Genomic DNA, 25,292 nt, shown 5'->3' with positions numbered 1-25,292 from the left:
ACACCGTCTTGCTTCGGCTGGATAGTCGCGTATACGTTCGACGGTGCTAGTGTCGATTCCGGCCTGTCGCGGCCACTGCCGGATTTCAATTGGCAACCTGCTGTGCTGGCCTGAACGGCCGGGTTCGGCCAGAAGCGGTCATTCCTTTTCCCAACAGGATCGATATGAAGGAACCAATGAAGTTTTTCGTAAGTCTTTTCGTTTTCTGTCTGGCCGGAACAGCCAATGCCGAGACGCAATGTGCTTTGGTTTCAAGTGCCAGTATCGAGTCTTGCGTCGCTGAAAATTTCAAACAGGCAGATCGGGAACTGAATGTCGTCTATCGTCAAACCATTGATCAGGTCGTGAATTCGTACAAGTCAGCACCGGAGCTACGTACTGAACTGCTTTCCAAGTTGAAGTCCGCTCAGACTGCATGGATTAAGTTCCGCGATGCAAACTGCGCAGTTTTCGCGTTTGAGATAGAAGAGAGTAAGCCCGCATACACGATGGCGCTTAACCAATGCAAAACGAGAATGACGAAGGATCGCACTGGGCAGCTTCTCAACGGGTTCCCGAATGTCTAAGCTGGCTCAACCGAACGATAAAAGGCCTGTAGACCTCCTGTTGCCGGAGCTAGCCGGGTCTTAGAACAGATCGGCATTGTCTGCTTCGCGTCGGTTCCGGCCTGTCGCGGCCACCGCCGGATTCTCAACCTGGCAACCTGCTATGCTGACTTAACGGCTGAGTTCGGCCAAGAACCGACCTTTCTCAGACTCTGCCAATCCTGACTTTGCTCATGAACCCGCTGACTTGGAACGATCTATTTATTGATGCATCGCTGCTCGACTTCAACGCGCTGCTTGCGGAATGGCCAGATCTGGAGAATGGCCAGATTCATCCCATCGGCGCTTCTGTATTTGGCGATCTTTTCTACGAACGCAGGTCAAGTGAGGTAATGAAGTTAGACGTGCTGGAGGGCGGGGTACACCTGATTTCGCCAAGCTTCCAACGATTCGGTGAGTTGATGAATTCTCCCGAATGGCAGGAGCAGCACCTTCTAAGTCAAGGGGTCGCTTTGCTCAAAGAGCGTAGCGTTTCACGAAGCCCAACCCAATTCTATGGGTTCGCCCCTCACCCTTCATATGTGGGAAAGATCGACTGGTCTAGAGCAGCGCCGCTGGATGCTGCAGTGTGGAACATGATCTGTGCGCAGACGCTAGGCGTTGCTACTCCAGACGAGCCGACAATGCCCGGCGTTCCTCGAAAACGACCCTGGTGGAGGCTCGGAAAAGGTTAGCGCGACCGTCTGCCCTGGGTTGAATCCAGTCTGTCGTGACAGTCCGTGAATTTTCCAGCCTGGTAAGCTGTTATGCTGCGCCGACACGCGGTATTCGGCCAAAAGCGGCTATAAAGTGCTTGGCCCGCCAAGAAATTTATCCAACTCCGGCCGTGAGAGCTGGTCAAATTAGCCCAACTTATGACGATCAAGATAAGACCCGATGCACCTGCTGCGGTACCCGGTACCGAGGGATATGCAGATGACGCAGAGTCGCTTATACCCCGTTATGAGAGTGTCAACCCGTGTGAAAAGTACCAAGCTGTTGCCCATCTATTTCCAACGCGTCCTAGTTGGATTCTTGACGTCGGCGCCGGGACTGGTGTTGACGCTGCGTGGCTCGCAGAAGCGGGGCATCAAGTTCTAGCTGTCGAGCCAGTTACAGCCTTCCGTGAAGCAGGTAACAGGCTCCATCATTCTTCTAAGATTAAATGGCTGGAAGACAGTCTCCCAAGGTTACAGGGTATTGTGCATCGGGGAAGGTTTTTTGATGTGGTGATCGTTAGCTCTGTATGGAACCATCTTGCACCTGACGAACGGGGCGTTGCGATCGCCACATTAGGCACCTTACTTGCCCCAGGTGGCGTGCTTATCATTTCATTGCGACATGGCCCGTCGCCGTCTAATCGACGCGTATTCGAAGTACCTATCGATGAGATGGTAGTCCTCGCCAGTACCCATCAATTAATACTTATCGAAAGCGTAGAAACCGCGTCGGTACAACTTCTCAACAAGCAGGCCGGGGTTACTCGGTCCTGGCTAGCGTTTAAGAATTAGGTGCTACGTCTTTACTACCGTTACCAGGCTGCCGCACTCGGTACGCAGCTGGCGACGGCAGGGTCGGTTCCAGTCTGTCGCCGTCATCGCTGGATTTTCAATCTGACAATCTGCCGTGCTGGCGTGAACGGCCGGGTTCGGCCAGGAGCGGACGTTACGAGTTCTAAAAAGGATTGTGATGGGAGTATTCCCGAAAGTTCGAGATATTTGTCCTCGCTGTGATCAGGGTCCTATCGTTTCTGTCGTGTTGAGAGCTACGGGGGAAACTCTCCTAGTGTGCGCAGAGTGCGACGCTACATGGCAGAACGAGTCCGATATTTCTCTTCTCGCCTTTGAGGATTTCGAGACCATTCTGGAAGCAAAGGGACTACCACCGTTATGGTCCGAACTGTCGCCGCCAGACTAGACAAGCACGATCTGGAACGTCCGCAATGGGTCGAGACCAGCCGGTCGTGATAGGCTGGAACGGTCAAAAACGGTCGTTCAACTGTCAAAAGCCCACGAAGGCATATAAACCATCTCATCTTGGAAGAGACTGGCTAAGCTACCGAACTGGGGGAAGTCCACCCACGTGTCTGATTCGCTTGTGGTCAGTCTTTCGGCAGTTGAGCCACTACTTTGATCTCCAACTGAAACCCGGCGAGCCAAGTAACACGGACCACCGTGGCATTAGGGAAGGGCTTCTGGCCCCAGTATTCCGGCACTACTTCATTCCAGAGCATCTCAAAGTCCTGGCTGGATTCAGGATAAAGATGGTTACGTCGACCACATCATCAAATCCGCAGCCGGCGGCGGAACATGCAGCGCGGAGAAGAGCCGTCAACGCGCGAGACCCCTGTCGTGTTGGCATGCAGTTGCGCCCGGCACCGCAGCGGCACTTGCGCTTCACCTTTGCTTATCGAGTTATAGAACGTTGCAAATAGGCTGCGAAGCGTAGGACAGGCGATTAAATTTTTGTAGGACAAAGCCTTCTTGTCTTGTCTCGCACGGCTTTTGTTTGTCGCTTGCAATTGTCTAACTTAGAATTTGGCGATTAAATCATTACGGTTCGCGCTGCGGCCTTCTTAAATTTCAAGGTTGTAAGTCGCTAGACATCTATGGATCGCGCGAAACTAGCATTGGTGATCGATGACAATATCGATGCCGCTGACATGACAGCAGAAGTATTACGCATGCACGGCATATCCACCGTGGCGGCCTATGGTGGCATTGAGGGATTGGCGACGGCGCGGGCGTTGATGCCGTCAGTCATTTTCTTGGACATCGGGATGCCTTTTATGGATGGATGCGCTGTTGCGATGGCGCTGCGTAAAGAAGAGGCTTTTCAAAATGTGAAGCTTGTCGCGTTGACCGCTTGGGGCGATCAGGAAATGCGGGCCAGAATCATAGCTGCCGGATTTGATCTTCATCTCACCAAGCCCGCCTTGCTTGCAACGCTAGTCGAAGTGGCTCAATAGCATCATGCGCACAATACATGCCGAATTCATAATCGACTCTTGCTAGTCGGTTTGATCCGTTATAGCGCTGTGGATGCTTGGTCACTGCAGCCAGTTTCGTGGGCGAATGACGCGCGACTTCGTTCCGCTTTCCCATCAAGCTAAGCATTTCAAGTGGCGCGGTGCGCTGCGAACCCATGGATTGCGAAGGGGCGATGCCTGCTCTCTCTCCGGATACGTATTCTTAGAGATCGCCTAAGGCCGGCCTTTGTCTAAAGCGAACGAGGCTTGGCTGCGGCGGCTTCTCCGCATTCGGCTTCCAATCTTGAGGCCTCTTCCAAACTCTGCCATAGCCGCGCATAGCGTAGAGCGTTTTCAAAGCCGTTCGGGTCGTCATGGAACGCCGGCGCGTAGTTCTTGGCGTCGTCGCCAGCCCGGTCCCGCGCGTTAAGATTGGAAACAGGAAGCAAAAGTTCGGCGCACGAGGCGGACGTGGCTCCGACCGCGAGCATGAGGGGTGTGGCGCTGTGGTGGTCGACAGCGTTCGTGTCCGCCCCATGCCCAAAAGCGCTTCAAGTCCGGATTGATTGCCTGCCGCCGCGGCGATGTGCGCTGGCGTCCTTCCGCGTTTGTCCGCCGAGTAAGTGGGCGCGCTGTGTAAGACCACGGCGTCGATCAGTGCCGCGGAGCCCTCCACGGCCGCGAGAAGCAGCGCGCCGCCAATGTCCGCGCTTCGGGCATCGCCATCAATGATCGAGCACGCTCAGCTCGCATCGCCGCTCGCGATGGCGCCATGCAGATCCGTCAACGGCGATCCCGCTCGCCGTTCGTAAAACTCTTGGCAGTGACGCGCTTCGATTTTTTCAAGCCAGCCGCCATCGTCCAACTGCGCCCACAAGGATTTGAGCAATTCTCGATGTACGCTTTGCACGAGGCACATCATCACGGCCTCGCCCTCTTCATGAATTCTTGAATGGACCAAGTTTTTCTGAGGTTGTCGAGTGATGCGCCTCGAGGCGCGACGCTCGTGATGGATGGGTCGTTTGGGAAGTAGAAATCGAAAAGATTGGCTGGATGTTGGGGAGCATGGAGGCGCCAAAGGTGAGGGCGTCGAAAGAGCCCATATTGATCTGACCAGCTCTCCAAACCTACCTCGCCGTTGGAGCAAATGCAAATGGGCGCCAATCCAGGCGCTGTGGCTGATTGACTTACGTGGCCATTTGACCGCAATTTACAGAGGCTTGCGCGCATGTCGGGGGAGGAGCAGTGTATCGCCGCGGCGCCTGCAATTGAAGCCCAGAGGACTGAAAATCAAGCCAAATAAGCGCAGCAGGTTCGCGCAAGTCACGCCGTGAAAGGTCTGCTCTCGTTAAAAAAGACGCGCTCGGCTGTTTTGTCAGGGGGGTAAAATTCGATTCATGTAGTGGATCGCAAACGCGGATAGACTGACAGCGATGACCAAGAAAACCACCTATGCCTCGTTTCGAGCTCGCCTAATCGCCGGCTTTGTTCTTTTAGTTGCGTTGCTCGCTGCTTTATTGTTTTGGAAGATAAACTCCGGCTACGACGCTGAACGCGCGGCAGCTTTCTCGCAGACCAAGAGCTTTGCCCAAGCAATGAGCGCGCATGTCGCCAGCGAAATGCGATCGGTCGATCTTTCATTGATTCGTTCTGCCGAAGCGTTAGGCGCTCTTGATGCAGAAGCGTTGACCAAACTTCCCCGAGTGCGCCAGGTCTTGGCCTTGTCGGCCAGCGTGTCCGACGCGAACTTCTGGGTTATCTTCGTGGACAATCGTGGATTCGGCGTGGCAGCGTCGAACAACTTGCAAGTTGCGGGAGTGTCCTATGCAGACCGTCCTTACTTCATGGCGAGCGCCATGCGTTGTGATTCCGGCTTAGTTGTTGGCGGACCTGAGATTGGCCGGACGTCGAAGCGCCATTTGTTTTTTCTTAGCCGCGCCGTATGTTCGCCGACCGGCGCGATGCTTGGGATCGTAGTCGCGTCTGTTGACTCCCGCGCATTGGCCGAGGTTTTTGGCAGCGCACTGTTTCAGCCGACGCTGACGATAACGCTGCTTCATGGCGATGGCAAGATTGTCGCGCGAGCGCCTCTTTTTGCCGGCTGTTTCGGGCAAGACCTAACTGGTTCGGATCTTTATCGCAAATGGAAAGCTTCTTCATCTGGAAGCTATGAAGGCCGCAGCATGGTCGATGGACAGATGCGCGTTTTCTCCTATCAGACCGTTAGCGTCCTTCCGCTCGCGGTCGCCGTGGGGATGACGACGGGCTCTTGGTCACCGGCCTTGGGAAAGGATGGGCCAGTGGCGCTCGGGGCATTCGCTGTCATTGTGGTCATTCTGGCGTCCAGTGGCAGCTTTGCGCTGCGCTCGTTCAAGCGGGTGGAACGTAGCGACGCCAATCAGCGCGAGCTGAACGCCGAACTGCGCGAAACTCAGGACAACATGGCGCGCGCGGCTAAGCGGGCGCGAATGATCGCTGACAGTCTTCCCGCCTGCGTTTCATATATCGATGCCACGGAGCGCTACGTGTTTTACAACTCTTACTACAAAAATATCCCGGGGGTCGACGTCGATCGCATGCTCGGGCGGACCATGCGCGAGGTGCCTGGCGACGAAATTTATCTAACAATTAGCGACCAAGTCAAAAAAGTTCTTGGCGGCAACCATGTGATATTCGAGAGAGCCACAAAGGCCGGCGCGTTGGAGCGCCATCTAAAATACGAATACACGCCGGATGTGGATGGCAGCGGGGCGATCGTAGGGTTTTATACCATGGTCATCGAGATCACGGAATCCAAAGAGGTCGAGGCTAGGTTAAGCGCGCTTGCGCGAGTCGATAGTCTTACTAGCTTGCCGAATCGGAACCATCTTTATGAGCGTCTTGGCGAGGCATTGGCTCGTTCCCGACGCGGCGGTTTCCCAACGGCTTGTCTCTATCTCGATATTGATCATTTTAAATCCATCAACGACTCGCTCGGGCATGCCGGAGGCGACGAGGTTCTCCGTCAGTTTGGCAAGCGCCTTAGCTCATGCGTTCGAGAGACAGACCTTGTCGCTCGTCTGGCGGGAGACGAGTTCGTCATTGTCTTGGAAGGGCTCGTCCAGCCACAGGCCGCGCTCGCCGTCGCGGGAAAAATAGGCGAGGCGATGCGCGCGCCGTTTATAGTGGAAGGCGCTGATCGCAGAGTTTCTACAAGTGTGGGCGTCGCGATCTCAGATGGCAAAGACCACGACGCCGACGCGATTTTGCGTGACGCTGACGCGGCCTTATACCGAGCGAAGCGCGCAGGAAGGGGTGGTTTCGCAACCAGCGCCGTTGGCGAAACGAGCTCGCTAAACGACGGAATCGTCTAAAAGATGTATCGCCTGATTAACTTGCAAGGTTGTAATATAGCTATACAGGCGACAAACAAAGCTAGCCGGTTTTAGGGCGCCTGCGAAAGCTTATCGGGACAGGAGCCGCGTCCATGAGCGACCAGCGCGCTGAATATGTGCGTTTTCGACGCAAGCTGCTCGCCGGCTATTTGATCCTGTGCGCTTTGCTGTTGTCGCTCCTGGCTTGGAAAATGGCGTCTGGATACGCTTCAGATCGAGCGGCGGCCGTCGCGTTGACGGGGCATAGCGCTCGCGCGATGGCGGCTCATGTCAATGAGCTCATAGACGCCGTGGATCAGCCGCTTCGAATGTCCGCGCTCGCCATTGGTGCGTCGGCAAGCGGGCCAATGACGCCCAAATCCATTCAAGCGCTGTTTGCCGCTTCCCCTCTGTCGTCGGACTCTCGGTTTTGGCTCTTGTTCATCGACGCCTCAGGAAAAGGCGTTGTGGCTAGCAATGGCTTGGCGGTCGGCGGCGTGTCGTATGCGGACCGCTCTTATTTTCGCGATCCGGCCAAGGCGCGGACTGACCAATTGCATATCGGCGGATCGGCCGATGGCCGCGTCTCAGGAAGGCGTTTGTTTTTTTTAAGCCGTCGCGTCGAGTCGCCTTCCGGGCAGTTCTTGGGAGTGATCGCGGCACCGATCGACGCTAGGCCAATTGCCAGCGTTTTTGAAAAGGCGCGAATTGGTCCAGCGATGTCCATCGCGATGACGACACGAGACAATGTGATCATCGCCCGCGTTCCGCGCTTCGAGGAGTCATTTGGCGCTGACCTGTCAAATTCAGACATAGCGATTCCCGTATGGCGTTTGTCCGGGGATTTTGAAGCCATCAGCCCGTTCAACAACGAGAAGAGACTGTTCTCATACACCTGCGTTGGCTCGCTGCCATTGTTGGTTGTCGTTGGAGTGACGCGAGACTCGTGGATTGCTGGTTTTCGCTCAGATTTGGCCGCGGGCGTTGTTGGATTGGCGGTCGTCTTGTTGGTGGCGCTGTTCAGTGGAAGATTCGCCCTCGATCAATATCGTCGTCTTGCGCGGGTTGAAGCTTGGCAGCGCAGCTTGATTGAGGAATTGGGGGCTGCCAAGGAGCGCCTCGCTTGCGGCGAAAGGCGTCTTCAAATCATTGCCGACAACGTGCCGGCTCAGGTGGCCTACATCAACGTCGACGAGCGCTACACTTTCCACAATGCTGGAGAGCATGGCGCGCCATGGGGCGCCAAGATGGGAAAAACGCTGTTGGAAGCCCATGGCCCCGAAATATACGCCCTATTAAAAGGCTATATCTGCGAGGCGCTGTTGGGCAATCGCGTGGACGTGGAGCGCGCTTATGAAGTCAGGGGAATGCTTAGACATTTCAAGCATCAATACACTCCGGATGTGACTGCCGCCGGGCGTGTCATGGGCTTTTACTCCATGATCACTGACATCACTGAATTCAAAGCGATACAGAATCGTTTGACGGCTCTCGCACGAGTGGACACGCTTACCGGGTTGCCGAACCGCGCGGAGCTGCTTGATCGGTTGGAAACCGCGCTTGCGCGGTGCCGCAGAACGGGGGGATATCTTGCGTGCCTTTACCTGGACATTGATCGGTTCAAAGAGGTCAATGACACGCTCGGCCATTCAGGAGGGGATAGCGCCTTGGTTGAGTTTGCCCGAAGGCTGCGCCATTGCGTTCGGGAGTCAGACATTGTCGCTCGGCTGGGCGGAGACGAGTTCGTCATCGTTCTTGAAGACTTGGACCAGCCAGCCGAGGCCGGCAGCGTGGCCGCCAAAATTGTCGCTTGCATGGGGATCCCTTTTAATATCGAAGGGAATCGCCGCATCGTCACCACTAGTGTCGGAATGATCATTGCGAATCCACTGGAAGACGATTCGGCGTCGCTTTTGCGCGCCGCTGACGACGCGCTCTATCGAGCCAAGCGCGCTGGACGCAACCGAATTGAAAGTTAGAAGACGGCGATATCGCTCCTTCAGGAAGCTGTGTAGGCAACAGGTGGGTAGTAGGGGTTCTACCCGCTCGGTGTCGACGGGAGCTTGATGATTGTGAATGGGTGAGGCTGACCCATGACAGTGCTCGGCTGTTTGTTTTCTACGGAAGTACTCCTAAGGTAAGCACATCCTAGATTCGCAACGGGTTGAAAGCAGTCCTGCGTGGTGCGCTTGAGGCAATCAAGACAATGCTGCTTCACTTCGGCCAGGCCTCCACCGTCGTTGCATGGCACGCCGCACACACAGCGTACTGGTGCAGCAGCTCGATTGCCCAGGCCTGCCACGCGTCGTAGTGGTCGGCGCCGGGCCGTTCGATCGCCGGGCACGGCGCGGCCAGCGCGCTATCGAGGGATACTTTTGTTGGCGGCTTCGATTGCGGCGTCGATGTTACGCACGCGGACGTCATCAGGGCGCAACCAGCAGGCAAAGATTCGCATTGCGACTCCCTAGAGAGCGCGGGCTTCATTTGACACCAGTCAATCGTCACCGCCACTGTCGAGCAATCATTCGCACATGGAAAAACGAACCGATCGCCTCATGGCTGCATATGTAAATCTGGCTTTCAACGTGGTCATTTCGTTTGGGCTGGCTGCCAGCCTGCACGTGCTGCGAGAGCAGAAAGTCCCTCCCTCGGTGTTCCAACGGGTGCTGGTCGAGGGTGAGCCGCGGCACGGCGCTACCTGGGCCAAGCTTGAACTGTCTGCGCGTAGCGCACGCAGCACGTATCGTAATGTCCCAGCGGATTAGTAGCCCAAGCCTGCCACGCGTCGTCGTCAGCACTAGGCGGCTCGACCGCCGGGAGCGGCGTGGCCAGCGCTATAAAGTTGACGCTGTTTCCTTTGCGACAATGTTCGCGTAAGCTTAAGGCAAGCCTTGGATTCAGCCGATCGACGCAACACACTAAACTCTGGGTAAGCAGAAGGAGTGTTACGGATGAAGCAAAGAGCAAGGATTTACTATACGGAAGCCCAAAAGGCGTCGACGTGGATTGGCCGAACTGCAGGATAGTTCAGTCCAGTAGACATGCTGGATGTGCGTTGTAGTACGCGGGCAACTTCGGGTTGTAAGATAACAAATTTGCTATCTTTTTTACAACGGAAGGCTATGTTCTGCGGTGAACAATCCTTGGATCTTGTCGAATGTCGCTGGTCTACCGAAAAGCCACCCTTGCGCGTATTCGACCCCCTGTTCGGCGACGAATGCCGCCTGCTCTTGGGTCTCAATGCCTTCGGCAATCATGCGCAAACCGATGGTTTTAGCCATTGCAATGATGTGTCCTACCACTTGACTGGTCGGGGCGCCAGTTCCGATGGTCTGGACGAATGACCGGTCGATCTTGAGCAGGTCGAGGTCGAGTGACTCGAGATACGACAAGCTCGAATAACCGGTGCCGAAGTCGTCCACGGCGACTAGGATCCCACGCGCGCGCAGGGCCGCAAGGGCGCGCTTTGCGAGCGCAAGATCGATAAATCCCCGTTCGGTAATTTCGATAATGAGATTCGATGGCATAGCGCCGGTTCGCTCTAAAAACTTATCGATCGCATACAACAACTTGTCGCTTTGCAGATCAGCGGATGAAATGTTGATCGCAACATGAAAGTCAGGGTGCAGCGCAAGGAAATTGCCTGTATCTTGCTCGACCAGTTCTATGACTCGTTCAGTCAACCGCGTGATCAAACCAGTCTCCTCGGCAATTGGGATAAATAAGTCCGGTCCGATCATCTCGCCCGTGCCACGCCGCATACGTAGCAGGGCCTCCACACCAACGCACCTGCCTGTCGCAAGATCGATCAGGGGCTGGTAAAGAAGAAAGAACTCATTGTGGCGCAACCCATATCGTAAAGCAGAAGCAACCGATAATTGGCGTCGCGCCAGTAGTAAAAGCATACCGGCAATAGCCAGCCCTGTGACGAAGCCAGCGGGGATCAGACGCGCCGCAATCTGGTTGGTTTGCGCATGAACATCGGAAAGGGGAAGAGCTGCAATGGCAACAGACGGGATGCGCGTCGAACGCACGATGGCGACGAGGTAGCCTCGGTCGACAAATGTCGTTTCGCCGCTGGGACCTAGACGCCCGACCCAACTCCTGTCGATATGACCACGAGCGATAACCGGCCTAGCGCTTTTTGGCCGCTCGAGATGGATGACTGCGACCGAAACTCCAGACTTTTCCATCCAGATATTTAAAGGCAGATCTCGATGAGCAATTACTGCAATGCCCCGTCGTTCGATCGCAATCAGAGCACTGTTGGTTTGCTGTCCCAATGGAACGTCTAGATAAAGTATGGCGCCGGTTGAAGTTCGGAAGGAAGTGCTGCCAAGAGGCGTTGGGAGATCGCCTAGTGATGAACAGACCAGCATGCCGTTTCGGACATAGCCGATGGCTTGTAGATAGGTGGAAGTAAGGTCGATCTCATACAACAGCGCGCGTGCTTTATTTGAGCAAGGAGTGTAACCAAGTTGGACGACGCGATCGATTACTGACTCCGCTTGCTTCCCAAGTTCATCTGCACGGTAGCGTACGTCCCGCGCATATGCCAGCGCAAGCTTGCTTTCTGCGTCGAGTGCTTGCCTCTGTGCTTCCTGAAACGCAAGCCACGGCAAGAACGTTACAGCAGCGCAAGCTAGCAGCGTGACGGCTACATAAAGGACATTTTTACGCATTGCTAACCATATCACGCCATCTCGTCGCCAGACCAGCTACGTTCTACGCCACAGAAAATGATCTCCACATGCAAATCAAACGCTCAAGCGTAAGGTGTAAGTGGCGCTCGGCCTGATATGCCACGCGGGTGTTGTCTCAATGATCCCAATGAAAGGCATGGAACCGAGCCAAGCCATCAAAATTGCGGTTGGATCGAAGAAGAAGGCAGTGCGACTTGGTGTTGCAGGTGCACATATTAAAAATCAGCAATGAATTTTTTGATGGTCTGCATAGTCTAAATTCTGTGACAAAGGTCTAAAACGGGACTGACGCACTGGCCCGCCTGAACTGAGTGGTTGGTAGTCCGCTGTGGGTCGATTCCAGACTGTCGCGGCCACCGCTGGCTCCTCAATCGAACAACCTGCTATGCTGGTTCGAACCACCGGGTTGGCCAAGAGCAGACGGAGGAAGGAACCATGCGTCAAGAATATTCAGATTTTTGATGGTGCCGCTAATGCGGTATGTGACATCTTCGCTTCGACTGATGAGGAATTCTCCCTCATCTTCCAAGATGGCTTATACATAGCTTTTATCGATGAAGTTTACAAAAATCATTCGTCGCGAACATTGGATGCCGCTTTCACCGCGATTTCGAAACGCCGTGTACCCAAGCGCGAAGTGATGGGCATTGAGGGCATTCTCTTCTAGGGGAATGGACACAGGAAGGTCTACGATCCTTCGCGTCGCGATGAGCAGACAGTCAATCCAGGTCGATAACGTTTGAGAAATTTTCTTAATTGCAATCTTCTAAACTATAGTGAATGTCAAAGCAGCAAAAACGAATGCATCCCAAGGCTCAATCCGTTAGCCAAGTTGTTATTCTGAAACTATTTTAGACGAATTGCAAGGTTATTTGTCTTGACGGCAATCATAGATATGTAAATATAAGCTAAAATGTAGTCTTATTCTTACAATGATCTACGATGGCACATTCTATTCTTATCGTCGAAATCGATGATCTAATCCGTCAAACAATTAGCGACGTTTTCGAGTTTTTCGAATACCGTACTATCATTACTAGTTCCCATGACACCGCTTTGAGTATGCTGTTAGGTGTATGGTTTGGAACAATAATTTTCTGTCCAACTAGGGACGATCCAGATGGCAGGCGATTCGCTTGGGAAGTAAAAGCAATACAGCCAAACATCAAGACTATCGTAATAAGCGGACTTGGACGCCTTGAGCACCTATCTCCATATGTTGATGCGTTCATTACCAAGCCCTTCTCAGTTGTAGATATCTTTGGCACGGTCCGAACAGTACGAGCTGAAAGTCAGGAGGATTTTGACTACAAGACGCCTCAGTCAAGAAAATAAACCAAGCCATTCGATTCAATACGATGATGATTTTCGATAACAGAACTCCGCAGTATATGACTTCGGCAGAGCTTGAAGACGCAGTCCGACGACGCCGTGACCATACCAAGAAGTTAGTTGTGGAAGCACGCAAACGTAGAGCTGCGTCGTCTAATTCTCCTCTTGCTAACGAAGTCGAAAAACCGATACATAGTTGAAACAAACGATACTTGATCGTCAGCACTCAGCCACCTTCACATTAGCGGGAATGCTCCGCTCCACAGTCCGCTAAGGGTTGGAAGCAGCCAGCCACGGGCCTGCCTCTGTTGGTGGCGTTAAGACAGGTAAGACGCGCGAGCCGCGGCTAGCCGGCTAATTGCCTAGGGGAACGGAAGCGGGTGCGTCGCAATTTTCGTCCGGGTTCTCAGGCGCTACCGATGTCACAAGAGCACTGCCATACACGGCACGCACGCCACGCGTGGCCGCGGCGATTACCTCCGTCGCGCTTGCCGATGGCGGCTATGACGACGCGAATGACGCCTCTCCCCGCAGGACTGCCGGGATCTGCTCCACGAGCTCGAGCGCCATGTGCATCTTGGCTAAGCACTGCGCCAAGTAAGCGCGATCGCTCACCATCTCGATGGCGCCGTGGAAGGCACGATCTGATGACGAACCGTAAGCCTGGCGTACCTTATCCCAGGCTGCCTGCGGTACTGCACCCCAATGACCGATCATCATGGCCAGATCGATGATGTCTCGGCTAGCCACTGCCTTGTCGCGGTACCGATCGGTGTTGGCCAGTAGCTTTTCAGCGTACATATCGGCGCGAGAGAGGGTCGGCACACCTGTCGCCGTGTTCATCTCACCTTCAATCTGGATACGTCCCTCGCTGACGATCTCGAACTTCACTGGCACGTCGTCGATGCGCAGAAATGTGCGTATGCCGTACCGGTCCGCGCGCACCTCGCGCGCTAACTGCACCGGCCGGGAGAAGATAGCGCCTAAGGACGTGTCATGGATTGTATTGCGCAGCTCGCGATAGCCTTCTTGAGAAGCGCAGAGAAAGTCGATGTCGACTGATTCCCGGTATTCGTTCAAAGCAAGCACGATCGCGGTACCTCCGCCGAAGAAGCATTTGTTCTGGGAGAGGAAGTCGGCGTCGAGGGCGGCCAGCAGGAGCTGAATGCGATTATGGTGGTCGCGCTTAAACATTCATCAGCCCATGGCCACAGGTCTCCGTCAGGCCATCGATCAGCTCGCGCTCCTGGTCATCCAGCTGTTTGTGGTCGACAAAACGCCAGTTGCTCTCGTAGAGCCCGAAGGCCTCTTCTGCCGTGATGACATCGTCCGGCCGCCGGCTCCAGGCAAGCAGAGCCAGTTGTGGGTAGTCCCCGATCTTCAGGGTGAGCGGTGGGATTTTCATGAGAACGATTATCGGTCTTCCCGGCAGAAAGTCAACGCCTTGCCCGTGCACTCCTGATGAGGGTCCAAATTACCCGAGACCAGTCAACCCAAGAAAATCGGTTCACTTTGCTATCAATCAAAGCTACTGGCTTCCAGTGTCACGCCAGGAGGGGGGCGGTTGTTGAACGATTTTCCATTACACCGTACTTGAAGGTCCGCAATGGGTTGGGTGACGCCATCCGACTCCGTCCGTAACTACAGCAAGAGTACGCCAAAATAAGGTCCGATTCCTAAGGAGGACCTCATGAAACCGTGCATGCAGACGTCGGCTTCTCAAGCTGCCTGGAATAAGGGGAAACTGGTTGGCCAGAAAAGTCCTTTGAAGTTGAAAGAGATATGGGCCATCCGAATTCGCCTACAGTTGACTGAAAAAGTCAGGGATCTTGCCCTATTCAACTTGGCAATCGATAGCAAATTGCGCGGCTGTGACCTGCTGAGCTTGAAAGTCAGCGACATCGCACAGGGGCGCAGCATCATGCATCGTGCGATAGTCATGCAGCGTAAAACGCACCGTCCAGTACAGTTTGAAGTCACTGACATGACAAGGCAGTTACTGTTGGCATGGATTGACCAAGCCAAGCTTTCTAACAACGCGTTCCTCTTTCCAAGCAGAATCACGCGGTCACCGCATTTGTCCACGCGCCAGTACGCTCGCATTGTCAGACGGTGGGTCACTTCAATAGGGCTTGATGTCGCAGCATACGGTACCCACACCATGCGCCGAACGAAAGCGACACTCATCTATCGAAGGACCAAGAACCTTCGTGCGGTTCAGCTTCTGCTAGGGCATACCAAGCTCGAAAGCACAGTTCGATACCTTGGCATCGAAGTTGATGACGCACTTGAAATTTCCGAGCAAACTGAGGCTTAGACCTACTGCCGCCGGCTGATGTCGTGGGGTATTCTGTCAACCTGATCTTTTGCTTCAGGTAGTAGGGCAGATAACTCAAATCATCCTGCATGCTTTGTTCAGGCCCTTTAGAAGACCGCTGACGGTACTTCGTAAGACATGTGAATTGATGAGCACATAGTAGAATCGGCACCAGAACGTTATAACTTACTGAAAAGGAAACAAAATGACTAAGATCGACCTGTCAGGCTACAGCCTTAGCGAACTGAAGGAACTCCAGCATGGCATCGGCCAAGAAATCAAGAACCGCCAACAGGGCGACTTAGCAAAAGCACGTCAGCAAATTCTCTCGATTGCACAGGACGTAGGCGTAACAGTCGAGGAATTGCTCGCAGTAAATTCGAAAAAGTCGTCGAAGGGGAAAGGGCAGAAGGTAGAGCCGCAGTACCACAATCCAGATGAAAAAGGTCAAACTTGGTCGGGCCGTGGGCGCCAGCCGAAATGGATCGCAGAAGGCATCGCTGGCGGCAAGCAACTGGCAGACTTCAGAATCTAATTTCAACGGTACACAGGTATATTTCTCCGTGCTAGCTCAACCGACAGCAGTTGTTGAATACGCAGCTTTCGGCCAAAAGCGGCCCTTTGGAAGCACAGCAGTGAGATGATTTTAGCCAGCAGTATTGATGAAGGATTACGCGCCCACTGGCGTGATCGGGATGCTGACTTCGATGCGGCGGGAATCGATCTACCTCTGCTGGCTCCGATCATGGTGCCGGGAACTGAACGAGCCCTGTCAAAGCACGTCAACCTCGGCACGAAGGGGTACAACCCGAACTCGTTCTATGACCTTATCGCGGGCGCGTTGCGGCGCGTGAGCAAGCACGGCACTGCGCTGGCGCCAGATCACGCAGCGAGCCTAACACCCGAACACCTGGCGCAGCTCGCCACGACATCGCCACACGCGTTCCGGCACACGTTCGGGACGCTGGCCGTCGAGAAGGACATGCCGATAGTGGTTGCGCAGGAAATCTTGGGCCACGCCAGCGCGTCCACTACTGCCATCTATGTCAAAGCCCGGGAAAAACGTATTGTCGAGGCCGCAGAACTTTACTACGCTCAAGAGGAAATAGCTACGCGCAATCAAAAAAAGTCTAGTTAGCTCTTATTAAGTAAACTAACGGAGAGATGCGCCTTTGCTGGCCGTGGAACAAATTCGCGACGGTTTTTGTATCGAAATTTCTTACGCAAAAATGTTTGATACAACCGCTGGAGGCCAAAATTTGCGGGCATATTGATCAAAATGATGTCTCTTAGCTGATCGCTGACGTCACGTGGGCCGATTCGATCATCAGCCGCTCGGAAGCAAAGGGCAGCTATAACGTCGCACCAGGCACGTTCAGACCTGTCCTGCACATGGAGGATGACCAACTCGTCGCCGACGACCTGCACTGGGGCTACGGATAGGCCTGGGCAGAGGCATCTGGCAAGGTACCGATGGCGATCAAGACACGAGCCAAGAAAATCTCAAACTCATACTAGCGGGAACTACTTAGGTTCTGTCGCGTTGTTGATCAAACGACAGAATTTTCCTAGGACGACACTGCACCGCTCAAACTGGACGGACTAATCCTGCCAGCGCAAAAAATTGGTCGGCGAACGACATGGCCTCGGCGCCGTCGATTGCGAACTGGCCCTTGCGGATCATGTGCATCAGTTCGATGCCTGCGAGTACAGAGCCGGCAGACAGGAACGATTTGAAGTTGAGCATCGGCCTAGTCACCCGCTTGACGGCGCGATGGTCCTGTTCGACAATGTTGTTGAGGTATTTAAACTGGCGTACAAGGATCGGCACATCGCGGCCAGCGTTGATCGCATCCATGGCCGCCTTGTTGGCGCCGCTCTTGTCCGTCGCGACCTTGTTCGGATCGCCGTTCGCTCCCATAGCCTTTTCGAAGAAGCGCTTAGCCGCGGCCATGTCGCGCTTTGCCGTCAGCAGGATGTCGACGGTCTTACCCTGCTTGTCGACAGCGCGGTAGAGGTATTTCCAGACGCCCTTGACCTTGATGTAGGTCTCATCCATGCGCCAGCTGCCCCCGACCGGGCGCTTGTTTTTCCGGGCCATCTTCTCGATGAGCGGCAGGAAACGAATGGCCCACCGGTTGATCGATGAATGGTCGACCAACACGCCGCGCTCTTCCATTATCTCCTCGAGGTGCAGGTAGCTCAGCGGGTAGGCCGCATGCCAGCGCATGCAGACCAAGATCACATCGATCGGAAAGCGCGCTCCTTTGAAGTTGAGCATGTCGACTCATCGAGTGGTCGGGCGCCGCACTCTATCTCATCCCGCCACCCCCGGCGGTTTGCTAATACGACAGAACCCGGCCAGCACGTAGAGCAGGCCCAGGGTTCCAACGGTAACCATCATACCAATCGCCGCGCCAAACAGCATCATGAGGTAATTGACTATGCATTATTAGCTGCTAATAATGCCACACTGGGATCCTGTCTGAGATTGTGTGTTCGGAGTACGAGTATTTGTGCGCGCAGAACATGAGGACCTCCACTACGACACAGGCGCGACCTACCGCTCTTCGCGTCTACGCTTATAATATTGCTGCTACTATCAGCAACTGAACCGATAGCGTGGCTCTGTTCTATACGGGAATGCACCAATCTTAATCGCGTCATTGACGCGCCCTCGTCTGCGTGTGACTGATCTCCCGTAGACGACGAGGTTATTAGTGGCTCGTAAGGACGAAGTCATGTGGGCGAGTGGAAAACTTCACTACCAGTCTTGGAAGAGCTATTTATTAGCTGCTAATAATGTAGTCCGGCACGTCGGCACTAGTTGCACCTGCGCCGGTAACCCTCCATGCGCCAGAAATGGGCGTTAATACTGCACCTGAACGGGAATGGATAGGGGCTTCGGCAATAGTAAAACATAGGCTCTGTTAGCTGCTGATCATATCCGTGCACAGCTTCTGTAGAAAATTGTGCTTGAGGAATGAGCGAGCGCGCAAGCATCATGGCACCCAGGTAGCAAACGCTCTGTCTTATGAGTCGCTAATATCTGCCCATAGCACAAGCGGTAGTTCGGCCGCGATGCCTTCTAAACCCGTCTAAAATCGCATGCAATAGCAGCTCTCTTTTGATCAGGTCAACCGCGCTGGACAGACCAGTGCTTTCGGTTAAATAGAATCGGTCAATTGCCTGCTTGGTTATCGGTGCCAAGAGCCAACCGGCGCCAAGGCGTGAACGTACACATGTTTCACCAAGACCCCGATAGCTAAAATGTTAGCTTCCTACATTTATAAAGCACGGGTTAGATCCATCAATCTGGACGGTGAATAGCAATTACAGCTGCTACGAATGGGTATTAAGGCCGGCAGGCTGCCCATGGCCTAGTCGCATGAGTGCCCGACCAGATGCGGGAGTTGTTATGGATTCGTGGTTGCATGCAACATCACCTCCTCGGGTTGGTCAGGCTACCGGTCATTGTCGTGGCGCGATTGGTGGACTCTGTTTCAGATGCCATCCGTCAGTCAAGTCGCGAACAGATTCTTAGTTTTTGCAGGCAGGCGACTAATGTAACGACTGCTGCTTTTAAGCGTCGTGAGTAACATTGCTACTGAACTTCAGCAGAACAAGAATGCGTGCCAACACTACTTGCCGCATGAGAATGGCACGGCTACACTATTAGCTGCTAATAAGCCCGTGTCAATGGCCTGCTCGGATTCTTGGTTTCGCAAGTGCCAAAATGTATGCTAGCACGATGCCACGGTGTCTACCGGGAAAAGTTGCCACGCAATGCAGGCGGCTTTCTCTAAGATCACCTAGATGCCTGGATAATAAATACTCTTGCCGTATGTATGACTGCAGCCCACTTAGCAATGTCCAACGCAGGCATGAACCTATGCCCACCACATCTTGATAACGTCGCCAGATTTTAGTTTCTAGGCGCGAACGCAAGATGCCACAGTTATTAGCTGCTAATAAAGCGCGCGTCAGCACACGTAGCGAAACGGCAATACCAGTGTCTACAAGAGCGAATTATTACCTGCTAATAAAATGGTCTGACCATACGCCACTGTCGAACCTACACAGCCGATCTTCTGCGCATCCCAAAAGGGGAGCGATGGTGCTTCATTGAACGCATATCAATAGAAACACCGGCACAACTTCATCGACAAGCAGGGCAAGACCTTGACGTCCTGCCGACGGCCAAGCGCGACATGGCCGCGGCGAAGCGCTTCTTCGACAAGGCGATGGGAGTGAACGGCGACCAAACAAAGTCGCGATGGACAAAAGCGGCGCCAACAACGCGGCCATGGATACAGTCAACGCCGGCCGCGGCGTGCCGATCCTTGTGATCCAGGTAGAGTAACTTAAGAACTTAGTCGAGCAGGATAATCGCGCCATCAAGCGGGTGACTAGGACGATACTCAACTTCAAATCGTGCCGGTCCGCTGGGACTGTACTCGTCGGCATTGAGCTGATGCACATGATCCGCAAGGGCCAGTACGTGATCGACGGCGTTGATGCCATGGCGTTCGCCGACCAACTTTTTGCGTTGGCAGGAATAGTCCGCTCGGTTTGAGCGGCACATCGCGGTTCAAGGAAAATTCTGTCATTTGCTCAACAACGCGACAGAACCACCGAGGATGCGAGACAGGGCCACCGCTTGCTAACGTTTGCCGCTGCTGGAACGTCGGCAGACTAGAAATGACTGGCGTTCGCGCGAAAACTTCTCAATGGCTAGGACACCAGTCATCCCGACTGATGGGATCGATATCCAGTCTCATCTGCTCAAACGAAAGAAATGCCTACCGTGGTTCCGGACTTTAGCTGGCCAAGCCAAGCGCTGAAATTGTGCCAGGACAATGGCCCACTTACCGATTTAGTTGCGCGTGGTTGCAAAGGATCCAATGCATTGTTGTGCGCGCCTACCGGGCAGGAGGCAGGGGCGCCAACCTAGGTGGTGCAAGAAAGCCGAAATGTCCGCATAACACCCAGCTTCCCAAGAACATTTTTTATCGCGCCCTTAGCACTGCACAGCAGCGCCCGTCAGCTCATGCATTGTCAGGCACCTCGAGACTCTCGACGACGCCCTTCAGCGCTGCCAGAATCTGCTTTTCGGCCTCTGCCTTTTGCTCGGGCGATAGCCGGTCGTTGAAGTTTACGACCAGGTTGCGATTGTTCGAGCGCACCGTGAAGACCGATTCGCCACTTCGGTCAGGTACTGTCTTTTGTATCGCGACCTTAGCGCGCGTGCGCATCCCGACCTTCTTTGTGGTACAGCGTACACGCAGCTGTTCCGGCTCCAGCTCCGGCTCGTCAATCATCGTTTCGACGGCAGCCATTACGGCTGGCAAGCTTTCCGGGTCATGGTCGAGGACTTCACGCACGATTTTTGCGTGGCGGTAGGTCAGCAGCGACGGATAGTCTGCTAGCATCGCAACAAGTGGCGGCGGGAGGCGCGCCACCGACAAACATTGAGAGACGCGGCCTTGGGAGCAGGCAAACAGGCGCGCCACGTCCTTCTGGGTCGTCGCAAAACCCTTGTCGAGCGCGAGCTGGTAAGCGCAGCCGCGTTCGAAGTCGCTCAATCCGACGTGCGACTCGTTGCTCGTAAGTGTGGCAATTTCCGCCTCACGGTCCTCGAGCGTGAGGATCCTGGCGACGATGGTGGCCCAGCCGATCAGTCGCGCCGCGCGCACGCGTCTGTGTCCAGAGATGAGCTGGTAGCGGCCATTTGCCAGTCGACGCACGCGCACCGGTTCATCCTGCCCCTGCATGCGCAGCTGCTCGCCCAGTAGCAGCAGCTCCGTCTCGTCGTAACGGGTGCGGGGCTGATAGGGAGAATCGTCGATCTCGTTGAGATCGACCGGCACGTTCACATCTTGCATTATCTTTGACGCGGCGTCAGCCTCACCCGCGGCTGGCTGTGCGCCCACCAAGTCTTGCAGGGAGCGCGACGGACCGCGGGGAGCATCATTCATGTGCATATTGCCTGGCCGAGCCGGCGCTGCAGGCGCAATCGGCGTGGCCGCAGGGGCCGTCGCGTTGCCGCTCTGGCGCAGCCGCGCTTGCAGTTCCGCCGTCAAGTCTGCCTGGGAACGGCTACTGGATGAGTTCGCCATTACGCCGCCTCCATCTTCTCAAGTAATGCATTGGCCACGGCGCGAAGCTCCTCCGCTGGTCCGCTGCTTGGCCTGGAAAGAATCACAGGCATGATCACGTCATCCGACAGCGCCTTGCGGAACTCCTCGCTGGTAGCGATCTGTTTTTCAAGCCAGGCATCTGGATACTTGGTCGTCAGCGCTACCACTTGGGCCGCAACACGGGCGCGCCGCATATCGTAGAAATTGGCCAACGTGATCATGCGCGGAAACCGCCCATGATCACGCTGGAGCTCGCCGAGAACCTTGGCCAAGTACGACACCGATTTTGTGCTAAAGCGCTCCATCGACACGGGGGTGACCACGAAATCACTGCCAAGCATCGCACCGCGCGTCGCCTGATTCTTTGCCGGCGGCGCGTCAAACAAGATGACGTCATATTGGGATAGATCCACGTTCGCATTTTCTCCGGAGAGTCCTTTTTGTAGCCAGGTTGCAATCGCTAGTTCCGGTTTTCTCTCCATCAGCCGTTCAAGCGTGAAAATCGCCTCAAGGTCGTCGAACCCGAGTTCCGATGGAATCAGGTGAGGCCCATGCTCACCATACGGCTTCTTGATAACCGTGGCTAGCGGTTCGACGCTGCCGTCCTTGCTCCATTGCGGCAATAGATTGCCAAAATGGTACTTCACGACTGCTCCCGGATCCATCCCTAGTTCATTAGCCTCCTCCTGCGTCACCTCCGGATCGTAGCCGAACGCCATCGTTAGGTTGGCCTGGAAGTCCAGGTCGACTAATAGCACGCGCAGGCCACGCAAGGCAAAAGCGGCACCAATGTTGGCTGCCGACGTCGTCTTACCCACACCACCCTTGGCAGCGTAAACGGTAATGATCAGGGGACTGCGTTTAGTTAGGCCGTTTTTGCGACGCCGGTGCGCTGCCAGTTCGAACACGTTCTCGATCGTGAACAGGCGCGTCTTGGGCCCTTCGCCACCCTGTCGCTGTACTTTGATATCGGCTTCGTCAGAATCGCGGCGTACAGTGTCGGCACTGATGCCGAGCATGGTTGCTACTGCCTGCACTTTGAACGTCTTTTCAACAACGGGTCGTTGCGCCACTATAAGCTCCGTGATGTAATCTGCAATTATTCTCGCAGAAGCAAAGTGTCGATGCAAGGATATTTTTCCATAAATGGCTTTCAGCCTTGCACACATCTCATTGATGCACAATTAGCTTACAACGTCTCACACTTAGATTTCTACGCATAAACGTACTTGGTGATAGTGGTGCCAATCCGTACAACCAATGTGTCGCGATCGGAAGGTGAGATCCTACAGGGAGTGCAATTTCTTGCTAACAGCATTCTTCGATACTTCGAGTTCTGCTCTAGCATAGTGCCGACTCGCCTTGATACTGGGCCCGTCGCCGTCGCCGTCGCTGTCGTTTCCGGTCTTTTTCCTCACAATTTGTTGTCCCGTGCTATTGAGAGGTTTATTTGAATAACAAAGTTAACCCGTTAACACCTGTTTACCTGCGCGCAAACTCAGCAGCCATGCGGGTTCCACGGGTTAACGGTGAGATCTTGCGGGGGGTATGGTGAGACTGTACAGGGGTTTTCGTGAGCCGCTACAGGGAGTAGGTTCGAAATCCGTGAGAATCCACAGGTACTTTAGGTGAGTGGATACAGGGTGTAGGGACTCCTTGGGTGAGTCTGTACAGGGACATGACCTAAATTGGGTGAGTGTCTGCGGGGAGTGATGACCCAGCGCCGGATTATGAGGCGCCAATTTGCCCCCGTAGGTGAGCTTTTACGGGGCATCATCGTGCGATATATAGGACGTGCTCTGCTTTTGATACCGGATCGAAATTAATGCCATTGTTCTGCATAGATTCAATCAGCCGATTCCCTTTATATTTTCCATTTGGCGAGTATTTCGTGTTTGGAGTTGACCTCATCTCAGGAGGTTATTTCCTTCAAGCACGTTCGGTACTTGAAGGTGAGGTAATACAGGGACTAAAACGATGGTATACGATACTGTACGCGCGGTAAGACCTTCCAAGGTGAGACAACACAGGGAGTTAAAGTACTTCGCTCCTGTAAAGGTGAGGCGCTACAGGGAGAACTGGGTGTATTTGGCCAAAGGTGAGACTATGCAGGGGGTCACGTGGGCACCTGCAGCGCTATCAAGGCAGGTTCGTCGCCAGAAGTGCGTATCTTCTGCCTACTAGGCCGGCCCTCATACGGGAAACCGGTGTTGACGGTGAGGCCGTACAGGGAGCTGGATCGCTCTGGAGGCGTATAGGTGAGCTTCTACAGGGATGGCTTCCCTCGATAGATAGGTTAGGTGAGATTTAACAGGGAGTTTGAACACCCGCTGGGTGTCTATGGTGAGAAAGTACTGGCGCATAGAAGGTGAATTTGTTGAATTCACCTATAAATTTGTGAAAAATATTTTCTCACCTAAGCTTACAGTGCCATAATTCACGCACTTCAATCGATACTACCCAGCACGACCTGAGGAGCAATCACCGTTGCCGCGCAAACCCAGAGAAAAACCGACCGGTGCCGCGAATGGCGCCCTTGTCACCGTCATCACTCGACCTTCACTCGAATTTAATAAGTCGAACGAGGCCATTGGACTGCGGGTCGTCGAAGGCTCCCTTACATTGTTGAACCGCAAGGTATTTAACGTATTGGTTCATCATGCGCAAAAGATCGGCTCGCTCGGACAGCGGGCCCCGGTCGATACGCCATCATCCAAGAAATACTTTTGGGTTCCCTTGTCTGAACTGGCCAGAGACGCTCATTACGACAGCAAGGACATGCAGTTCCTGCGTGAGCAGATCGAGCGCATGCAGGACATTAAGCTGCGCCTGGAGACGGACCGCCAGTGGACCAGCGAGCGCCTGATCGCCTCGGTCACGTTTGTCAATCCGAAAGGACTGCGCAGCAAGACCGGGCAGGTCTGGATCGGTTTTGCATTTCCGCCCGAGGTGCATGAGAGCGTGATGCAGCCGCACACCTACACCCGTCTGAGCATTTACTACCAGGGCATGTTGCGCGGCGGACCATCACTTGCACTGTACGAAGTGTGCCGACGCTACGCGACCAATCCGTCGAAGGTTACCTATGTCGAGACATATGTGCACTGGTATGGCGTCCTGACCGGTAATCCGGTGCCGGATGATACGAGCAGCCTGCCGGAATACAAGTATTTCAAGCGCGATGTGCTCAAGCGCGCCATTGCCGAACTCAACGCGGTCACTGACATTGACGTTGAACTGATCGAACACAAGAAAGGCCTGCGCGTCGAGTATCTCCAGTTCAGGGTGGAACTGTCGAAGGAACCGCAGGTGGAAGCCGATTCGTCTCCGGTCATTGACGTCACGCTGCTCGAACGGCTAATGAAGCTCGGTTTGAACCAGCATGAAGCGTCCGATATCTTGGCCCAGCATCCGGCGGACAAGGTTAGCGAAGCCTTGAATGTGGTCGAGGCACGGTTACTCGTTAAGACGGGCGCGCCGATCGGATCGAAGCCGGCATACTTCCGATGGGCGCTCAACAACGACGTCAAAGCGCCGGCGCCGAAGGTCGCGGGCAAGCAGAAACAGGATCCGGCGCCGGCGGCGCCGACGCTGCTGGAGCGTTTCCGTGCAGAGCGCGCCAAGACCGCACTCGACGTATTCAGAGAGATGGACGAACAGCAGCGCGCAGAGGTATATGCCCAGTTCCAAGCCCAGTCTACGCTGAGGCCCGTAGCCATCGGCAAGGTGCTTGATTCGGGCGTGACGAGGACCTCACTCGGTCTGTGGTATGCACAGGCCCTGTGGGGCGAGCCGGGCGTCGAGGAGCTGTCGAACTTTGCAGGCCAGGATCGTTCCTAGCAGGTGCGTAGCTCAATCCATATAGGTCGGCGGGGCGTGCACTTAGGCCGCTGGT

Annotated in this window: 19 protein-coding genes and 2 pseudogenes; 13 read left to right on the top strand and 8 right to left on the bottom strand. The window is 54.6% G+C overall.

Translation table 11 applies throughout. From position 1 onward, the window contains the following. Nucleotides 1–164 precede the first annotated feature (164 nt). The 3 genes from AC56LY_RS23525 to AC56LY_RS23515 all read left to right on the top strand — a co-directional run bounded on the left by AC56LY_RS23525 (nucleotide 165) and on the right by AC56LY_RS23515 (nucleotide 2,095). Nucleotides 165–566 carry a lysozyme inhibitor LprI family protein gene (locus tag AC56LY_RS23525; protein WP_499583536.1) on the top strand — a complete coding sequence of 134 codons (402 nt, stop codon included), beginning with the start codon at nucleotides 165–167 and terminating at the stop codon, nucleotides 564–566. A 212-nt stretch (nucleotides 567–778) separates the two neighbouring features. Then, nucleotides 779–1,279 carry a hypothetical protein gene (locus AC56LY_RS23520; protein WP_499583535.1) on the top strand — a complete coding sequence of 167 codons (501 nt, stop codon included), beginning with the start codon at nucleotides 779–781 and terminating at the stop codon, nucleotides 1,277–1,279. Nucleotides 1,280–1,459: 180 nt separating this feature from the next. Continuing rightward, a complete protein-coding gene (locus AC56LY_RS23515; RefSeq protein ID WP_499583534.1) occupies nucleotides 1,460–2,095 on the top strand; it encodes a class I SAM-dependent methyltransferase in 636 nt (211 codons plus the stop codon). A 590-nt stretch (nucleotides 2,096–2,685) separates the two neighbouring features. On the opposite strand, the pseudogene AC56LY_RS23510 reads toward AC56LY_RS23515, so the two are convergent. Next, a pseudogene (locus AC56LY_RS23510) lies at nucleotides 2,686–2,906 on the bottom strand (Rid family hydrolase); the annotation flags it as partial. Between the two features lie 286 nt (nucleotides 2,907–3,192). Between AC56LY_RS23510 and AC56LY_RS23505 the strand changes: the two are divergent. The 4 genes from AC56LY_RS23505 to AC56LY_RS23490 all read left to right on the top strand — a co-directional run bounded on the left by AC56LY_RS23505 (nucleotide 3,193) and on the right by AC56LY_RS23490 (nucleotide 8,884). Next, entirely contained in the window at nucleotides 3,193–3,552 is a 360-nt protein-coding gene (locus tag AC56LY_RS23505) for a response regulator (protein WP_499583533.1), read from the top strand. A 772-nt stretch (nucleotides 3,553–4,324) separates the two neighbouring features. After that, entirely contained in the window at nucleotides 4,325–4,504 is a 180-nt protein-coding gene (locus tag AC56LY_RS23500; RefSeq protein WP_499583532.1) for a hypothetical protein, read from the top strand. A gap of 481 nt (nucleotides 4,505–4,985) precedes the next feature. Then, nucleotides 4,986–6,905 carry a bifunctional diguanylate cyclase/phosphodiesterase gene (locus tag AC56LY_RS23495; RefSeq protein WP_499583531.1) on the top strand — a complete coding sequence of 640 codons (1,920 nt, stop codon included), beginning with the start codon at nucleotides 4,986–4,988 and terminating at the stop codon, nucleotides 6,903–6,905. 113 nt (nucleotides 6,906–7,018) lie between these two features. Then, nucleotides 7,019–8,884, top strand: coding sequence for a bifunctional diguanylate cyclase/phosphodiesterase (locus tag AC56LY_RS23490; protein ID WP_499583530.1), 1,866 nt, complete (start codon nucleotides 7,019–7,021; stop codon nucleotides 8,882–8,884). 235 nt (nucleotides 8,885–9,119) lie between these two features. Here the strand turns inward: AC56LY_RS23490 and AC56LY_RS23485 are convergent, their stop codons facing one another. Beyond that, the gene (locus AC56LY_RS23485; RefSeq protein WP_499583529.1) at nucleotides 9,120–9,329 is read right to left on the bottom strand and encodes a hypothetical protein; all 210 of its coding nucleotides are present in this window, start codon (nucleotides 9,327–9,329) and stop codon (nucleotides 9,120–9,122) included. Nucleotides 9,330–10,012: 683 nt separating this feature from the next. Further along, on the bottom strand, nucleotides 10,013–11,587 hold the full coding sequence (locus tag AC56LY_RS23480; RefSeq protein WP_499583527.1) for an EAL domain-containing protein: 1,575 nt from the start codon (nucleotides 11,585–11,587) through the stop codon (nucleotides 10,013–10,015). 406 nt (nucleotides 11,588–11,993) lie between these two features. On the opposite strand from AC56LY_RS23480, the gene AC56LY_RS23475 reads away from it, so the two are divergent. After that, a complete protein-coding gene (locus tag AC56LY_RS23475) occupies nucleotides 11,994–12,275 on the top strand; it encodes a DUF8220 family protein (protein ID WP_499583525.1) in 282 nt (93 codons plus the stop codon). 1,166 nt (nucleotides 12,276–13,441) lie between these two features. Here the strand turns inward: AC56LY_RS23475 and AC56LY_RS23470 are convergent. Then, nucleotides 13,442–14,134, bottom strand: coding sequence for a nucleotidyl transferase AbiEii/AbiGii toxin family protein (locus AC56LY_RS23470; RefSeq protein ID WP_499583523.1), 693 nt, complete (start codon nucleotides 14,132–14,134; stop codon nucleotides 13,442–13,444). Further along, a complete protein-coding gene (locus AC56LY_RS23465) occupies nucleotides 14,127–14,345 on the bottom strand; it encodes a hypothetical protein (RefSeq protein ID WP_499574797.1) in 219 nt (72 codons plus the stop codon). The genes AC56LY_RS23470 and AC56LY_RS23465 overlap by 8 nt, the downstream gene beginning before the upstream one ends. 285 nt (nucleotides 14,346–14,630) lie before the next feature. Between AC56LY_RS23465 and AC56LY_RS23460 the strand changes: the two genes are divergently transcribed. The 3 genes from AC56LY_RS23460 to AC56LY_RS23450 all read left to right on the top strand — a co-directional run bounded on the left by AC56LY_RS23460 (nucleotide 14,631) and on the right by AC56LY_RS23450 (nucleotide 16,395). Beyond that, nucleotides 14,631–15,257, top strand: a complete 627-nt coding sequence (locus tag AC56LY_RS23460) for a tyrosine-type recombinase/integrase (RefSeq protein WP_499583521.1) — start codon at nucleotides 14,631–14,633, stop codon at nucleotides 15,255–15,257. Nucleotides 15,258–15,462: 205 nt separating this feature from the next. Continuing rightward, the gene (locus tag AC56LY_RS23455; protein ID WP_499583520.1) at nucleotides 15,463–15,792 is read left to right on the top strand and encodes an H-NS histone family protein; all 330 of its coding nucleotides are present in this window, start codon (nucleotides 15,463–15,465) and stop codon (nucleotides 15,790–15,792) included. 105 nt (nucleotides 15,793–15,897) lie between these two features. Further along, nucleotides 15,898–16,395 carry a tyrosine-type recombinase/integrase gene (locus AC56LY_RS23450; RefSeq protein WP_499583519.1) on the top strand — a complete coding sequence of 166 codons (498 nt, stop codon included), beginning with the start codon at nucleotides 15,898–15,900 and terminating at the stop codon, nucleotides 16,393–16,395. 450 nt (nucleotides 16,396–16,845) lie between these two features. On the opposite strand, the gene AC56LY_RS23445 is transcribed toward AC56LY_RS23450, so the two are convergent. Next, a complete protein-coding gene (locus AC56LY_RS23445) occupies nucleotides 16,846–17,538 on the bottom strand; it encodes an IS6 family transposase (RefSeq protein ID WP_499583518.1) in 693 nt (230 codons plus the stop codon). Nucleotides 17,539–19,418: 1,880 nt separating this feature from the next. On the opposite strand from AC56LY_RS23445, the pseudogene AC56LY_RS23440 reads away from it, so the two are divergent. Further along, a pseudogene (locus AC56LY_RS23440) lies at nucleotides 19,419–19,833 on the top strand (DDE-type integrase/transposase/recombinase); the annotation flags it as partial. A 472-nt stretch (nucleotides 19,834–20,305) separates the two neighbouring features. Here the strand turns inward: AC56LY_RS23440 and AC56LY_RS23435 are convergent. Next, a complete protein-coding gene (locus AC56LY_RS23435; RefSeq protein ID WP_499583517.1) occupies nucleotides 20,306–21,376 on the bottom strand; it encodes a ParB/RepB/Spo0J family partition protein in 1,071 nt (356 codons plus the stop codon). Then, nucleotides 21,376–22,470, bottom strand: coding sequence for a ParA family protein (locus AC56LY_RS23430; protein ID WP_499583516.1), 1,095 nt, complete (start codon nucleotides 22,468–22,470; stop codon nucleotides 21,376–21,378). The genes AC56LY_RS23435 and AC56LY_RS23430 overlap by 1 nt, the downstream gene beginning before the upstream one ends. 1,414 nt (nucleotides 22,471–23,884) lie before the next feature. Between AC56LY_RS23430 and AC56LY_RS23425 the strand changes: the two genes are divergently transcribed. Further along, entirely contained in the window at nucleotides 23,885–25,237 is a 1,353-nt protein-coding gene (locus tag AC56LY_RS23425; RefSeq protein ID WP_499583515.1) for a replication initiation protein, read from the top strand. Nucleotides 25,238–25,292: the final 55 nt, after the last annotated feature.

It is taken from the genome of Telluria sp. ZT3P25 (assembly GCF_059685895.1).
Note: the sequence above shows the minus strand (reverse complement) of the source record. Positions and strands in the feature narration are given on the sequence as shown.

What these genes read in the sequence shown, in the direction of transcription:
- AC56LY_RS23450 (WP_499583519.1), top strand. Translation starts at nt 15,898, where the DNA reads ATGATTTTAGCCAGCAGTATTGATGAAGGATTACGCGCCCACTGGCGT.
- AC56LY_RS23465 (WP_499574797.1), bottom strand. Translation starts at nt 14,345, where the DNA reads ATGAAAATCCCACCGCTCACCCTGAAGATCGGGGACTACCCACAACTG.
- AC56LY_RS23455 (WP_499583520.1), top strand. Translation starts at nt 15,463, where the DNA reads ATGACTAAGATCGACCTGTCAGGCTACAGCCTTAGCGAACTGAAGGAA.
- AC56LY_RS23515 (WP_499583534.1), top strand. Translation starts at nt 1,460, where the DNA reads ATGACGATCAAGATAAGACCCGATGCACCTGCTGCGGTACCCGGTACC.
- AC56LY_RS23435 (WP_499583517.1), bottom strand. Translation starts at nt 21,376, where the DNA reads ATGGCGAACTCATCCAGTAGCCGTTCCCAGGCAGACTTGACGGCGGAA.
- AC56LY_RS23485 (WP_499583529.1), bottom strand. Translation starts at nt 9,329, where the DNA reads ATGACGTCCGCGTGCGTAACATCGACGCCGCAATCGAAGCCGCCAACA.
- AC56LY_RS23475 (WP_499583525.1), top strand. Translation starts at nt 11,994, where the DNA reads ATGCTGGTTCGAACCACCGGGTTGGCCAAGAGCAGACGGAGGAAGGAA.
- AC56LY_RS23520 (WP_499583535.1), top strand. Translation starts at nt 779, where the DNA reads ATGAACCCGCTGACTTGGAACGATCTATTTATTGATGCATCGCTGCTC.
- AC56LY_RS23445 (WP_499583518.1), bottom strand. Translation starts at nt 17,538, where the DNA reads ATGCTCAACTTCAAAGGAGCGCGCTTTCCGATCGATGTGATCTTGGTC.
- AC56LY_RS23480 (WP_499583527.1), bottom strand. Translation starts at nt 11,587, where the DNA reads ATGCGTAAAAATGTCCTTTATGTAGCCGTCACGCTGCTAGCTTGCGCT.
- AC56LY_RS23505 (WP_499583533.1), top strand. Translation starts at nt 3,193, where the DNA reads ATGGATCGCGCGAAACTAGCATTGGTGATCGATGACAATATCGATGCC.
- AC56LY_RS23490 (WP_499583530.1), top strand. Translation starts at nt 7,019, where the DNA reads ATGAGCGACCAGCGCGCTGAATATGTGCGTTTTCGACGCAAGCTGCTC.
- AC56LY_RS23525 (WP_499583536.1), top strand. Translation starts at nt 165, where the DNA reads ATGAAGGAACCAATGAAGTTTTTCGTAAGTCTTTTCGTTTTCTGTCTG.
- AC56LY_RS23500 (WP_499583532.1), top strand. Translation starts at nt 4,325, where the DNA reads ATGCAGATCCGTCAACGGCGATCCCGCTCGCCGTTCGTAAAACTCTTG.
- AC56LY_RS23460 (WP_499583521.1), top strand. Translation starts at nt 14,631, where the DNA reads ATGAAACCGTGCATGCAGACGTCGGCTTCTCAAGCTGCCTGGAATAAG.
- AC56LY_RS23495 (WP_499583531.1), top strand. Translation starts at nt 4,986, where the DNA reads ATGACCAAGAAAACCACCTATGCCTCGTTTCGAGCTCGCCTAATCGCC.
- AC56LY_RS23470 (WP_499583523.1), bottom strand. Translation starts at nt 14,134, where the DNA reads ATGTTTAAGCGCGACCACCATAATCGCATTCAGCTCCTGCTGGCCGCC.